This is a genomic window from Devosia nitrariae (assembly GCF_030160115.1).
GTDB lineage: Bacteria > Pseudomonadota > Alphaproteobacteria > Rhizobiales > Devosiaceae > Devosia > Devosia nitrariae.
In genome coordinates, this window is record NZ_BSNS01000020.1 from 282,838 (window position 1) to 296,813 (window position 13,976).

The window sequence follows — 13,976 nt, forward strand, 5'->3', positions numbered from 1 at the left end:
GAGCCCGTGGGCCACTGTTCAGGGCTTCCCCGTGCCCATCATGGTCTTCAAGGGCTCCTTGGCAATATTCTCGGCGATCCGCTCGCGGCCGGGTGTCTCGGGCAGGGCCTTGCGGAAGTTCTCGGCAAACTCAGCGGGCATCCTCGGCGGCATCATGGGTTCGTAGGGGTCCACTACGGCTTCGATGACGACCGGTCCTTCGGCGACAAAGGCGGCATCGAGCACCGCATCGATCTCGTCCGGACGGGAGACGGAATAGCCGATCCCGCCCATGGCCTCGGCGGCCATGGCAAAATCGATCGGCTGCAACTCGCAACCGAACTGAGGGTTGCCCATGAACATCATCTGCTCCCAGACGATCTGGTTGAGCATGTTGTTCTTGAGGACCAGGACTTTGAGCGGCAGGCGATAGCGCACCGCCGTCGAGAACTCTCCGAGCTGCATGGCAAAGCCGCCGTCGCCGACGACGGAAAAGATCGGGCGGCCGGGAAAGGCGAATCCGGCCGCAATGGCATAGGGGAGCCCGCAGGCCATGGATGCCAGTGCTCCGGAAACGCCGAAGTCGGCGCCATCCTTCAGGTCAATGTGGCGGGCGGCGAGCTCCGTGTTCTGGCCGGAGTCGGTGGTCAGGATGGCGTTGGCGGGCAGCCGCTCGCCAAACGCCCGGGTGATGCGCTGGGGCTTTAGAGGAACCGCATCGCTCGCCTCGCTCTGACGCATCATGTCGCGCCAACGCCGCATTCCGGCTTGGGCGTTCTGGAGGAAACTGCGGTCGGATTTGCGGTTGAGCCGGGGGTTGAGCAGCCGCAGCGTATCGCGGGCATCGCCGACAAGCCCCGCTTCGACAGAGTATCTGAGGCCGATGCGTTGCGCGTCGATGTCGATCTGGACGGCCCGGGCCTGGCCGGGTTTGGGGTAGTATTCGATATAGGGAAAGGTCGAACCGACGATCAGCAGCGTGTCGCACTGCTCCATCGCTTCCTGGGCGGGAAGGGTGCCGAGAAGTCCGATGCCGCCAACCGTCAGCGGGTGATCGTCGGGGAGCACCGCCTTGCCCAGCAGTGCCTTGATGATCGGGGCACCCAGCAGATTGGCGGCGCCCTGCAATTCAGTTGCGGCGCCAAGCGCGCCCCGGCCGGCAAGGATGGCGACTTTTTCGCCGGCGTTGAGGATCTCGACGGCGTGTTCGATCTCCTCGTGCGAGGGAATACGCCGCCCCTCGAACCATCGGCTCGGCTCATGCCGGGGCCTGTTGCGCTTGGAGCGCATGCCAGGTCGGAGCGGCTGCTCCTGCACGTCGCTGGCGACGGCCAGATGGGCGACGCGGCGCCGGGCGAGGGCCGAGCGGCAGGCAAGGCTCGCCAGGTTCTCCATATGCTCGGGTCCGGTGACATGGGCGTTGAAGTGGGCCACGTCCTCGAATGCCCGCTCGAGGTTGACGTCCTGCTGGGTAAAGGTCTCGAGAAGGTCGTGGAACTGCATGCCGGTAATGGCGACTACGGGCGCCTGGTCGAGCTTGGCGTCGTAGAGCCCGGCGAGGAAATGGGCTCCGCCGGGTCCCGAGGTCGCCAGGCACACCCCCAGCTTTCCTGTCCACTTGGCATAGGCCGAGGCCATGAAGGCGGCGGATTCCTCGTGCCGGACCTGAATGAAGCGGATCTTGTCCCGGCGCTGGCGAAGGGCCTCCATGATGGCGTTGATACCGTCGCCAGGCAGGCCAAAGACGAATTCGACATCCCAGGCGATCAGCGTATCGACCAGGATGTCCGCTGTGTTCGGCATTCCGGATCACGACCTTTCTTGCATGGTCCGTGATAACGCGCGTTGAAGGTCTCGTTGCCAAGAACCGGTGCTATGTCCTTCCTACACAATGCGTGGTCCGGCCCGGGAGTTCGCCGGAACCTGCTCCATTAACTTCCGGCGCTGATTCCGAATCGAGCGGTACGGTGGTCCGCGGCACACTGACCTCAGATAGCACAAGCATTGAGCGATGAGGTCGGCCTGGCTTCTTCGAAGAGCAGGGCGACTTGACGCCTGCTGACGCTCATGCAAACCTAATCCGCAACTACAGCATATATTCCATTTTTGTGGAATAGGAGGGAAGGGAACGACATGAAGCACTATGCTCTGGCATTTGCCACATCCATCGTCGCGTTGATGTCTGCCAATGGTTCCGCCTTAGCCCAGACCGCGGGCGGGGTGATCGATGTGGCGACCATCGGCGAGCCGCCGACGCTCGACCCCATGGCGTCGACCGCCGACCTGGTCGGCATCATCACCCAGCACATCTACGAGACGCTCTATACCTTCGGCGCCGACTGGACGGTCACGCCGCTGCTGGCGGCCGACATGCCGACCATCTCGGAGGACGGGCTGACCTACACCATCCCGTTGCGAACCGGGGTCACCTTCCATGACGGCTCTGAGATGACCTCGGCCGATGTGGTGGCCTCGCTCGATCGTTGGATGCGGATCGCCAGCCGCGGCAAGCAGACAGCCGAAGTGATCGATGGGATTGCCGCCACGGACGAAGCCACCGTGACGATCACTCTGAAGTCGCCCTATGCGCCGCTGTTGTCGTTGCTTTCGCTCAACAACGCCGCCGCCATCATCATTCCTGAAGAGAATGCCGACCAGGATCCACTGGAGAGCTATGTCGGCACCGGCCCGTACAGGCTCGAGGAGCGCGTGCCGGACCAATATATCCAGCTCGTCCGTTTCGAGGACTATGCGTCGCGCGACGGCGAGCCGAATGGCTATGGCGGCGCACGGCTGCAGCATCTTGACGAGATCCGCTTCGTGCCCGTGCCGGATCCCAACACGCGCATCGAGGGTGCGGTCGCCGGCCAGTTCGCTTATGTCGATCAGCTTCCCGTGGAAGCCTATGACCGCATCGCGGGTGGAGCGACGGAGCCGGTGGTCCTGGCGCCGTTCGGCTGGCCGGTGTTCGTGATGAACACGCAGGAAGGGCTTAATTCTGACCTGCGCATTCGCAAGGCCATCCAGGCCGCTCTGGCGCCCGAAGACATGATGCTGGCAGCGTTCGGATCGGAGGATTTCTTCTCCATCGACGGCGCTTGGTATCCGGACAGCTACGCCTGGCACACGGAAGTCGCGACAGAGCCTTATAAGCCGATGGGCGACACCGAAACTGCGATGGCTCTCCTGGCCGAGGCCGGTTATGACGGCTCTCCGCTGCGCATCCTCACCAGCCGCCAGTACGAATACCATTACAAGATGGCCCAGGTCGCCCAGGCCTATCTTGAAGCCGCCGGCTTCAAGGTGCAGATGGATGTGGTCGAATGGGCAACGCTCACCCAAAACCGGGCCGATCCGGCTCTCTGGGACATCTACATCACCCATAGTCCTTTCCTGCCCGAACCGTCGCTCATGGGTATCATGTCGGACAGTTCGCCGGGCTGGTGGGCGACCGATGCCAAGCACGCCGCCGTCGAGGCCTTCAACGCCGAGAGCGACCCGGCCAAGCGCGTCGAACTCTTCGCCGACGTGCAGAAAGTGATCTACGAGGAGGTGCCTGCCTATAAGGTCGGCAACTTCAATGCGTTAGCTGCGCAGGCGCCGAACCTCGAGGGTGTGGCGCCCGCACCCTGGCCCTATTTCTGGAATGCCTACCTCGGCGACGAATAAGATCCCTCCCGGGAAGGTTCCGTCGCGGCTGTGGCCGCGGCGGAGCCCCTGGCAGTCCTGAGAGGTCCGCCCATGCTCCGTTCCGCCCTCAACCGTCTGATCGGCATGGCGATCGTGATGTTTCTCGTCGTCACCATCGTCTTCGTCATTGTGCGCGTGACGCCCGGCGATCCTGCCGCCGTGATGCTCGGCCCCGATGCGACGGCCGAGGATATTGCGAGCCTGCGCGAACGGTTGGGGCTCAATGCCCCCATCCCTGTGCAGTTCCTCACCTATTTCGGCGGCATCTTGCGCGGCGATTTCGGTCAGTCGATCTTCCTCAACATTCCGGTGACGCATGCCCTGTGGCTGCGCGCCGAGCCGACCTTCTTCCTCACCGTCTTCGCGCTCGCCATCGCCGCCGCCGTCGCACTGCCGGTCGGCGTGCTGTCAGCCTACTGGCGCGGCTCGGCCTTCGACCAGGCGGCAACCATGCTCGCCATGTTCGCTGCCTCCATACCGAGTTTCTGGCTGGGCCTCATCTTCATGCAGATCTTTGCCGTGCAGCTGGGTTGGTTCGACACCTCCGGCTATGGCGGACCCGGCGCGAGCTTTGCCGAGCGCATGCACCACCTGGTACTGCCGGCGGTGACGCTCGGGCTCATCAGCTCGGCCCTGATCACCCGGTTCACCCGCGCCGCCATGCTCGACGTGCTCAATGACGACTACGTGCGCACCGCCCGTTCCAAGGGGATGAGCGAATGGCGGGTGGTGGTCAGGCATGCCTTCAAGAACGCGCTGATCCCGATCCTGACCGTCATCGGCCTGACGGCGGCGCTGCTGATCTCGGGTGCCATTGTCACCGAGACCGTGTTCGGCTTGCCGGGGGTGGGCAGCCTCATCGTTTCCGCCGTGCTGCGGCGCGACTATCCCGTCATCCAGGGGGCACTATTGGTGGTCGCCGGGCTCTATGTGCTGGTCAATTTCGTCATCGACATGCTCTACCTGCTGGTCGATCCCAGGGTGCGCTACTGATGGCGGCCGTCACGACAGCGCCCGCCCGGGCCGAACCGAACCTCCTGATACGCATCGCCAGCCGGCCGACGGCATTGGCGGGGCTGATCGTGGTGACGGTCATCATCCTCCTGTCTGTGCTGGCGCCGCTGATCGCGCCCTATGCACCCAGTCAGCTTGCCGTTCGCGACCGGCTGCAGGGACCGGGGATGGCGCACTTGATGGGGACGGACGAGCTCGGGCGCGACGTGTTCACACGGGTGCTGTATTCGGGCCGGACATCGCTGACGGTCGGCTTCGCCGTGGTGGTGTTCGCCTCGGCCATCGGGGTAACGTTGGGGTTGGTGGCCGGCTTCTTCCGCCGGTTCGACGCGCCGGTGTCCCGGCTGATCGATGCGATGATGGCCTTCCCCGACATTCTCCTTGCCATCGCGCTGGTGGCGGCCCTGGGGCCATCGGCGGCCAATGTCGTCATCGCGCTCGGTATCGTCTATGCACCGCGCCTGGCGCGCGTCGTGCGCGCTTCGACGCTGGTGATCCGCGAACTGCCCTATGTCGAGGCGGCGCGGGCGCTCGGCGTGCCGACCCCGGTGATCCTGGTGCGGCACGTTCTGCGCAATGTCGTCTCGCCGCTCCTGGTGCAGGCGACCTTCATCTTCGCCAATGCGATCCTGGCCGAGGCGGGATTGTCCTTCCTGGGCGTCGGCATCTCCCCCGACATCCCCACCTGGGGCACGATGATATCGGTCGGCCGGCAGTTCCTCGACCAGGCGCCATGGATCATGTGGTTTCCCGGCGGCGCGATCATTCTCACCGTGCTCAGCTTGCAACTTCTCGGAGACGGCCTGCGCGATTTCCTCGATCCGCGCCTGGCCAAGGATGTGTGATGTTCGATAACTGCTTCAAGCCGCAACCGCGCAAGCTCCTGATCTCCAATGCCCGGCCGATTGGCTTCGGCGACTCGCAATTGCCCGCAGCGCTGGACGTGCTGGTCAACGAAGAGGGCGTCATTCTCGACTTCGGCACGGGCCTCTCGGCCGACGCGAAGGTCATCGATGCGGGCGGCGCCTGGCTGTCGCCGGGCTGGACGGACCTGCACGCCCACGTCTGGTATGGCGGCACCGACATCTCCATCAGGCCGGAGGAGGGCGGCGCGCCACGGGGCGTTACCACTATCGTTGATGCCGGATCGGCCGGGGAGGGCAATTTCGTCGGCCTGCGCGAGTTCATCATCGAGCCCGCTCGCGAGAACGTCTATGCCTTCCTCAATCTCGGCTCGATCGGTCTCGTCGCCTGCAACCGGGTGAGCGAGCTGATGGACATGCGCTCCATCGACATCGACCGCACCCTGGCGGTGATCGAAGCCAACCGCGACGTCATCGTCGGCCTCAAGGTCAGGGCCAGTGCCGTCATCACCGGCGGCTGGGACCTGGTGCCGGTCAAGCTTGCCAAGAAACTCGGCCGCATCGCCGGTCTGCCAATCATGGTGCATGTAGGCGAGCCGCCCCCGCTCCATGACGACATCCTGCCGCTCCTCGGGGAAGGCGACATCGTCACCCACTGCTTCAACGGCAAGCAGGGCGGCTCAATCATAGAGGACGAAGACCTCTACCGATTGGCCGAGGACGCGGCGGCGCGCGGCATCGTCCTCGATGTCGGCCATGGCGGCGCCAGTTTCTCCTTCGACGTAGGGCGGATCGCGCTCGAGCGTGGCCTCAAGCCGACGACGATCTCGACCGACCTGCACAACCGTTCGCTTGACGGCTCCGTATGGGATCTGGCGACCACTATGTCCAAGCTTCACGCGCTGGGCATGGGGTTCGAGGATGTAGTGACGGCTGCCTCGACGGCACCCAAAAAGGCAATCGGCAAGCCGCACAAGGACCTGCTTGCCAAGGGCAAGCCGGCCGAGTTCACTATCTTCGATCTCGAAGCGGCCGACCTCGAGGTCATGGACAGCCAGGGCGCGCGTTCGACGCTGGCGAGGGTCTTCGAGCCGCGTTGGGCGATCCTCGGCGCGCAGGCCGTCGCGGCCCATCGCCACCAGCCGGCGGCAGGCAGCGCCTGTCCTCATTGCGGGCACGTCTCATGACGCTCGACGCCGACACCATCCTCTCGGTCCGCGACCTCAGGACCTGGTTCAAGGGCAGGCATTCGATCGCCAAGGCCGTCGACGGCGTGACTTTCGACCTCAAGCGCGGCAAGACGTTGGCAGTCGTCGGCGAGTCCGGATCGGGCAAGTCGGTGACGAGCCTTTCGATCATGGGACTGCTCGCCAGGCCCGGGGCGATCGAGAGCGGGCAGATTCTCTTCCGCGACAGGCAGGAACGGGTCCATGACCTGGCAAGATTCTCCCAAAAGCAGTTCCGTGCGCTCCGCGGTCGAGAGATCGCCATGATCTTCCAGGAGCCGATGACCAGCCTCAATCCGCTCTATACCGTGGGCGACCAGATCGGGGAGATGATCGCGCTCCATGAGCCCATCAGCCCGTCGGAAGCGCGGAAGCGAGCGCTCGAGATGCTGCGGCATGTCGAGATTCCTGATGCTGCCGGTCGCCTCGACGATTACCCGCACCAGATGTCGGGCGGCATGCGCCAGCGGGTGATGATCGCTATGGCACTCGCTTGCTCGCCCTCGCTGCTCATCGCCGACGAACCGACGACTGCGCTCGACGTCACCATTCAGGCGCAGATTCTCGATCTCCTGCGGCGGCTGCAGGACCAATTCGGCATGTCGATCCTGTTCATCACCCACAATCTCGGCGTTGTGGCCGAGATCGCCCATGACGTGGTGGTCATGTATGCCGGGCGCGTGGTGGAGCAGGCGCCGGTAATGGAGCTCTTCGCTCGCCAGACCCACCCCTATACGCGCGGACTCCTCGCCTGCACGCCCGATGCCGAGCGCGACCTCGGATCGGAGGGGGAGCGGCAGGCGCTCTATTCCATCCCGGGCTCGGTACCCCCGATCACCGATCTGCCGCCCGGCTGCGCCTTCGAGCCGCGCTGCGGTTACGCGGTGCCCGCCTGCCGGAACGCGCTGCCGCCGCTGGTCAAGGCCGGCGAGAACAGCATCTCGCGCTGCATCAGGAGCCATGAGATATGAGTGCGCCAGAGGCACCGCTCCTCGATGTCCGTGGGCTCACCAAGACGTTCGTCGGCAGGAACGGGCGCACGGTGCATGCTGTCTCCGACGTCAGTTTCAGTGTGCGGCGCGGCACGACTGTCGGGCTCGTCGGCGAATCCGGGTCGGGCAAGACGACGGCCGGGCGCTCGGTGCTGCGCTTGATCGAGCCTTCGGGCGGTAAGGCCGTGTTCGACGGGGTCGATCTCTTTTCGCTGAGCGAGCGCGAGATGAAGGCCTATCGCAAACGCCTGCAGATCATTTTCCAGGACCCGTTCTCCTCGCTCAATCCCCGCATGCGGATCGATGCGATCCTCAGCGAAGCGCTCGACGCCGCCGACTTTGCCCGCGGAGCTGCCCGGCGAGAACGGATCGCGGAACTCCTCGCTATCGTCGGCCTGTCGCCGGACCATGCCCGCCGGTTTCCGCACGAGTTTTCCGGTGGCCAGCGCCAGCGCATTGGCATTGCCCGCGCCCTCGCCGTCGAACCGGAATTCATCGTTGCCGACGAGCCGGTCTCGGCACTGGACGTGTCGGTGCAGGCCCAGGTCCTCAATCTGCTGGGCGATCTGCAGAAGCGCTTCAGTCTCTCGATCCTGTTCATCGCCCATGATCTCTCGGTGGTCGAATATCTCTGCGACGACGTGGTGGTGATGTATCTGGGCCGGGTGATGGAAAGCGGCCCGAGCCGCAAGGTCTACGCCAACCCGCGCCACCCCTATACCCGGGCGCTTCTCGCTACCGCTCCCGTTCCGGATCCCACGCGCCGCAAGGCGAGGGTGCCGCTGATGGGGGACATTCCCTCGCCGATCAATCCGCCTTCGGGCTGCGTCTTCCGTACCCGCTGCCCCATGGCAATCGAAGCCTGTGCGCAGGCAATCCCGCCGGTCGAGGACCTTGGCGGCAACCATCACGTCGCCTGCATCCGTCACGCCGAACTGGCCTGAGGACAAGGCTCTATTTTGATTTGTTGGAGTTTTAGATGACCCGTTCCGAGCCTTCGCTGCGTGCGGACGATTCCCCTTACGACCGGCTGAGGACGCTGGGCATCATCCTGCCGCCGGCGCCGCAGCCGATCGCCAACTTCGTCACGCACGTTGCCGAGGGCAATCTGCTGTACCTGTCGGGGCAGGGGCCAACCGAAAGCGACGGCCGCCGCTTTACCGGCAAAGTCGGTGCCGATGTCTCGGTGGAAGAGGCCTATGGTCACGCCCGCCTCACCGGCATCAACCTCATCGCCGTGATCCACGCGGCCCTGGGCGACCTCGGTCGGGTCACCCGCATTATCAAGCTCCTGGGCATGGTCAACGCCACGCCCGACTTCGCCGATCATCCCGCGGTCATCAATGGCTGCTCGGACCTGATGAATGCCGTGTTCGGGGAAAAGGGCATCCATGCCCGCTCGGCGGTGGGCTTCGGCTCGCTCCCCAACCGCATTACCGTCGAAATCGAAGCCATCGTCGCCTTCCGCTAACTCCATCCTCCGGACCCACACAATGACCGCTACCGACATTCGCAGCCGTCTCGGCCTTCGCCCGGTGATCAACGTCTCGGGCACCATGACGTCGCTTGGCGCATCCATCGTCGTGCCGCAGGCCGTCGAGGCGGCGGCGGCAATCCTCACCCAATGGACTGAAATTGCCGACCTGCATCGCGTTGCCAGTCGCACCATCGCCGAGCTGACCGGGGCTGAGGCCGGGTTCGTCACCGCGTCCTGCTCGGCGGCGATCACGCTCGCGGTCGCCGCGGCGATCACCGGTTCCGACCTCTACGCCATCGAGCAATTGCCCGACACCGGCGACCGTCGCAACGAGGTCCTGATCCAGACCGGGCACATGGTTTCCTATGGCGCGCCCGTCGAGCAGGCCATCAGGCTCGCCGGGGCCAGAGTGGTGCCGGTCGGGCAGGCGACCAGCGCCCACGCCTATCAACTGGCCGGTGCGATCAACGAGCGGACGGCAGCAGCCGTCTATGTCGTCTCGCACCATGTGGTCGACTACGCCCAGATTCCCCTCCCCACCTTCGCCCGGGTCTGCCACGAGCACAGCGTGCCGGTGATCGTCGATGCGGCGTCGGAATATGACCTCAGGCGCTTCCTCGCCGATGGCGCGGACCTCGCCCTCTATTCGGGCCATAAGTTCCTTAGCGGCCCCACCACTGGGATCGTCGCCGGCAGCAAGGACTTGGTGCGCAGCGTTTATCTGCAGAACCGCGGCATCGGACGCGGCATGAAGGTCGGCAAGGAAAGCATTGCCGGCGTGATCGCGGCGCTCGAGGCGTGGAAGACGCGCGACCATGACGGCATCCGCGCCCGCGAGCGCGCCGCGCTCAATGTCTGGATCAACGCCCTCGATGGCCGTCCCGGCATCGCGGCCACCATCGTGCCCGATCCGACCGATAACCCGCTCGACCGGCTCAAGGTCGCCGTTGCGCCCGAAGAGGCGCGCATCTCGGCCTGGGACCTGGCGGCGCGACTCGCGCAGGGCTCGCGTCCCGTCATCGTGCGCGACCACGAGGCCGAGCACGGCCACTTCTACCTCGATCCCTGCAATCTGCATCCGGGCGAGGAGTTCGTAGTGGCCGAGCGCCTTGGCGAGGAACTGGATCGCGCGCGTCTCGCCAACGAGCCGATCATGACCCCGCTCGACCGGTTCTGGCTGGACCGGGAAGCCGCGATATTGAACTGGCCCGATTAAGGGCCTAAGTCGCTGGCGAGTGGAGGTACTGCCAATGGCCATCAGCAAAGCCGTCGACGATGTCGAGCCTGCCGCGCGACGCTCGCGCACGAGCGGCATCGATCGGGCGCTGCAGATCTTCGACTATCTACAGGGTGTGCAGCAGGCCGCCACAGCTTATGAGATCGCCCGCGCCGTCGGAGCCCCGCTCTCGACCGTCTACGCAATCATTGACGACCTCGTCGCCAAGGATTTGCTCAACCGCGACAGCAACGGCCTCATCTGGCTGGGGCCGCGCCTCTATCATTATGGCCTCACCTATGCGCGCAACCTCGACCTGCTGACCGTCGCCACCCACGAGATGCACGAGCTGGCGCGGGCGTCAGGTGAGACGGTGCAGGTGTGCGGCCGCGACCAGGACAACATGGTCGTCCTTGCCATGGAGGAGGGCAACGACCAGTTCCAGGTGACCTCGCGCGTCGGCACCCGCAGCCCGCTCAACTGGACCGCCTCCGGACGGCTGCTGGTCGGGCACCTGACAGAGGAAGAACTGCTCGCCATCTTCCAGCGCTCGGCACGAACGTCTCCCACAGGGCGGGCCGAAGTCGATCCTCGCAAACTGGCGCACTCCGCTCATGAGGCGCTGGAGCAGGGCCTTTCCATCCAGGCCGGGGAGTCCGACTTCTCGGTTGCCTGCATTGCCGCACCCATCCGCGATCGCGCCGGCGCCTGCCGTGCAACGATTTCGATCGTCGTTCCCGAGAGCAAGGTGAGCCAGCAGGATCCGAACCTCATCGGGCTGGTTCGCGATAGCGCCCGCCGCATCGAGAGCCGCCTCGGCTGGACGAGCTGATCCGGAGCGTTTTCAGCAAAAGTGGATACCACTTTTGCGGTTCGAAAACGCGACAATTCAACAGAGGGCGGGGACTCAAAAGCTGCCGTTGAACCCGCGCAACGCCTGGTAGAGGTCCATATACTTGCCGAACCGATCCTCGTGATATCCACGTGTCGCCGGATCCGGTTCGAAGGCGCGGTCGTATTTTACCAGCCTTTTGACGATCTCTGCGATCGAGGTGCCCTGATCCTGGGATCTACCGGCAAGGATGGCCGCTCCGAAGGCAGCCGCCTCCGGAGCAACCGCCCGCCGCAGCGGCGTTCCGAGGACATCGGCGCGGATCTGGCACCAGATATCCGAAGCGGCTCCGCCGCCGCCGATGTTGATGATGGCGGGATCGGTCGCTGCCGAGTGACGCAGGGCATCGAAGGCAAGACGCGCCGAGTAGGCAACACCCTCGAGCACGGCTCGGGCCATCTCGGCCCCGCCCGAACCAGGATCGAGCCGGGCGAACACGCCGCGCGATGCGTCATCCCAGAGCGGCGCGCGCTCGCCCTGCAGATGCGGCAGGAACAGCGGCACGCTGCCCTTCGCCTCACCGGCCAGAGCCGCGGTTGCTGCCGGCGTCTCCCCCAGAACCTGCGCGAACCAACTGAGCGCGGCACCGCCCGCCTGGGTCGGGGCGGCGTGCATGACAATGCCTTCATAGGGCGGAAAGAGGATCACGCCGGGCGTCGGCACCACAGTGGACGAGACGATGCCGGGGATTTCGCTGGTGCCGCTCTGATACATGGCGTCCCCATCTTGCGCCGCGCCGACCCCGAACATGCCGGCCCATGCGTCCATCGCGCCGACGATCACCGGCGTACCGGCACAGGGCAGGCCGGCGCGCACGCGGCCGGCGACCGTGGTGAAGCCCGCGAGCGGGGGCAGTAGCCGGTCCGCCCGCGGCACCAGGGCGAGAAGCTCGGCGACATACCCGTCCTTGTTGACCAACCCCACCGCCGAGATGGGGTCGCTGGCCACCACTCCGGTCAATTGCAGCACGCAGTAGTCCTTGGGAAGCAAGATGTGAACGGTGTTCACAAATAGGTCCGGATGAACTCGCCGTACATGAGCGATCCGCGACAGGGCATGGCTCGCGTCGATCGGCAGCGGACCGCCGAACCAGGCGATTTTCTGCTCGGTGGTGACCTGCCGGTCGAGTGCCGACGCATCCGGGCCCGAGCGCGTGTCCTGCCAGGTGATCGCAGGCAAAAGCGGATTGCTGGCACCATCGACGAAGACATGTGTGTTGACCTGGCTGGTGATGCCGATGGCCTGTAGGCCACTGAGATCGTACGCCCTGGCGAACGTCTCGAGCGCTCCGAGCACGCCCGTCATCCAGTCGTCTGGCGCCTGTTCGGCATATCCCGGCCGCGGCCTCGCGGTTGGGTGCGTATGGGCATAGCCGGCGATTCTGTTGCCGCCTTGGTCGATCAGCACTGCCTTGGTCGCCGTCGTGCCGACGTCGATGCCGACAAATGTGTCTTTTGCCACGCTTTCCGCCCCCAATGCTCTGGCTCGCTCAAAGCAAATCGCGGGCCCTAGCTTTTTGTTATCGCGGCATTTTCGCCAGGAGCTGGCTGCACTTTTTCGCGTGCCGCTCTAGCCGCCGTCCGGGCTCTTTAATATGGTGCCTGCGAAAAAAGCAAACGACAGGACCGCTCCACGCGGCCACCCAGGGGATCAAGACAAATGAACACATATCGCGGGGCCGTTCGCGCCCTTCTCGCCGGCAGCTTGCTCGTTGCCACAGGCTTTGCCGCCGGTGGTGCCTTGGCGCAATCCAAAGTCGCGGTCATCACGCCCTATCTCGCCCAGCCGGGCACGCAGTTCTATGTCGAAGCCTTTCAGGCGGCCGCCAAAGACGAGGACTGGGATGTGAACGTCATCGACACCGCCGGCGACGTCGCCGCCGTCATCAGCCGCATTGAGGACATGGTGACGCAGAATGTCGACGCCATCGTCATCAATGTCGATCCGACCCAGGTGACCGCAGGCCTGCAGGCTGCCGCCGACGCCGGCATACCGGTCATCGGCATGGATGCCGGCAGCGATCCGTTGCTCGTGACCAATGTCACCAGCAATGGCTACGCGATGGCCGCCGAGACCGCGACCTATGTGGCCGACCGCATCGATGGGCAAGGCGATGTGGTGATGTTCATCTTCGAGGCCTTCCCGCCGGTACAGGTGCGTAGCGTCATCGCCGATGCCGTGTTCGGCAACTTCCCCGACATCAACGTCATCGATCGGGTGACACCCGACGTCTCCGACGGCGGGATCGCCGACTCGCGCGCCAAGATGGAGGCCGTCCTTGCCGCCAATCCGGAGCCGGGCAGCATCAAGGCCGTATGGGCAGCATGGGACCAGCCGGCGCTCGGCGCGCTACAGGCGATTGAAGCCGCCGGACGCGAGGGCGAGGGCATCGTCATCACCGGCATCGATGCCAATCCCCAGGCCCGCGATGCCATCGCCGAGGGCGGCAACTTCGAAGCAACCGTCGCCCAGGACTTCACCGGTATCGGCACCACCGCAGCCGATGTCGTGGCGCGGGTCATTGCCGGCGAGGAGATCAAGCAGGGCGTCATCTACGTGCCGACCAAGCTGATCACCGCCGCCAATGTGGACGAAGAATAGCCCCTGATCAGACCCGCGCCGGCGGG

The 13,976-nt window shown here is 65.0% G+C and carries 12 protein-coding genes; 10 read left to right on the forward strand and 2 right to left on the reverse strand.

Translation table 11 applies throughout. The features are described from left to right. Window positions 1-18 precede the first annotated feature (18 nt). Window positions 19-1,782 carry a thiamine pyrophosphate-dependent enzyme gene (locus tag QQK18_RS18580; RefSeq protein ID WP_284341858.1) on the reverse strand — a complete coding sequence of 588 codons (1,764 nt, stop codon included), beginning with the start codon at window positions 1,780-1,782 and terminating at the stop codon, window positions 19-21. A gap of 330 nt (window positions 1,783-2,112) precedes the next feature. Here QQK18_RS18580 and QQK18_RS18585 point away from each other — a divergent pair, with 330 nt between their 5' ends. The 9 genes from QQK18_RS18585 to QQK18_RS18625 all read left to right on the forward strand — a co-directional run bounded on the left by QQK18_RS18585 (window position 2,113) and on the right by QQK18_RS18625 (window position 11,289). Then, a complete protein-coding gene (locus QQK18_RS18585; protein ID WP_284341859.1) occupies window positions 2,113-3,648 on the forward strand; it encodes an ABC transporter substrate-binding protein in 1,536 nt (511 codons plus the stop codon). 72 nt (window positions 3,649-3,720) lie between these two features. Continuing rightward, window positions 3,721-4,662, forward strand: a complete 942-nt coding sequence (locus QQK18_RS18590; protein ID WP_284341860.1) for an ABC transporter permease — start codon at window positions 3,721-3,723, stop codon at window positions 4,660-4,662. After that, window positions 4,662-5,528 (forward strand): ABC transporter permease, encoded by an 867-nt coding sequence (locus QQK18_RS18595; protein ID WP_284341861.1) that lies wholly within the window; start codon window positions 4,662-4,664, stop codon window positions 5,526-5,528. Before QQK18_RS18590 ends, QQK18_RS18595 begins: the two co-directional genes overlap by 1 nt. After that, window positions 5,528-6,733: an amidohydrolase/deacetylase family metallohydrolase gene (locus QQK18_RS18600; protein ID WP_284341862.1), complete on the forward strand. Its 1,206-nt coding sequence runs from the start codon at window positions 5,528-5,530 to the stop codon at window positions 6,731-6,733. The genes QQK18_RS18595 and QQK18_RS18600 overlap by 1 nt, the downstream gene beginning before the upstream one ends. Further along, window positions 6,730-7,743, forward strand: a complete 1,014-nt coding sequence (locus tag QQK18_RS18605) for an ABC transporter ATP-binding protein (protein ID WP_284341863.1) — start codon at window positions 6,730-6,732, stop codon at window positions 7,741-7,743. Before QQK18_RS18600 ends, QQK18_RS18605 begins: the two co-directional genes overlap by 4 nt. Continuing rightward, window positions 7,740-8,708, forward strand: coding sequence for an ABC transporter ATP-binding protein (locus QQK18_RS18610; protein WP_284341864.1), 969 nt, complete (start codon window positions 7,740-7,742; stop codon window positions 8,706-8,708). Before QQK18_RS18605 ends, QQK18_RS18610 begins: the two co-directional genes overlap by 4 nt. Window positions 8,709-8,743: 35 nt before the next feature. Beyond that, on the forward strand, window positions 8,744-9,235 hold the full coding sequence (locus tag QQK18_RS18615; protein WP_284341865.1) for a RidA family protein: 492 nt from the start codon (window positions 8,744-8,746) through the stop codon (window positions 9,233-9,235). Between the two features lie 22 nt (window positions 9,236-9,257). Next, window positions 9,258-10,457, forward strand: coding sequence for an aminotransferase class V-fold PLP-dependent enzyme (locus tag QQK18_RS18620; RefSeq protein ID WP_284341866.1), 1,200 nt, complete (start codon window positions 9,258-9,260; stop codon window positions 10,455-10,457). 34 nt (window positions 10,458-10,491) lie between these two features. Further along, entirely contained in the window at window positions 10,492-11,289 is a 798-nt protein-coding gene (locus QQK18_RS18625) for an IclR family transcriptional regulator (protein WP_284341867.1), read from the forward strand. A gap of 75 nt (window positions 11,290-11,364) precedes the next feature. Here the strand turns inward: QQK18_RS18625 and QQK18_RS18630 are convergent, their stop codons facing one another. Then, a complete protein-coding gene (locus QQK18_RS18630; protein ID WP_284341868.1) occupies window positions 11,365-12,810 on the reverse strand; it encodes a xylulokinase in 1,446 nt (481 codons plus the stop codon). Window positions 12,811-13,008: 198 nt separating this feature from the next. Between QQK18_RS18630 and QQK18_RS18635 the strand changes: the two genes are divergently transcribed. Continuing rightward, window positions 13,009-13,950 carry a substrate-binding domain-containing protein gene (locus QQK18_RS18635; RefSeq protein WP_284341869.1) on the forward strand — a complete coding sequence of 314 codons (942 nt, stop codon included), beginning with the start codon at window positions 13,009-13,011 and terminating at the stop codon, window positions 13,948-13,950. Window positions 13,951-13,976 lie beyond the last annotated feature (26 nt).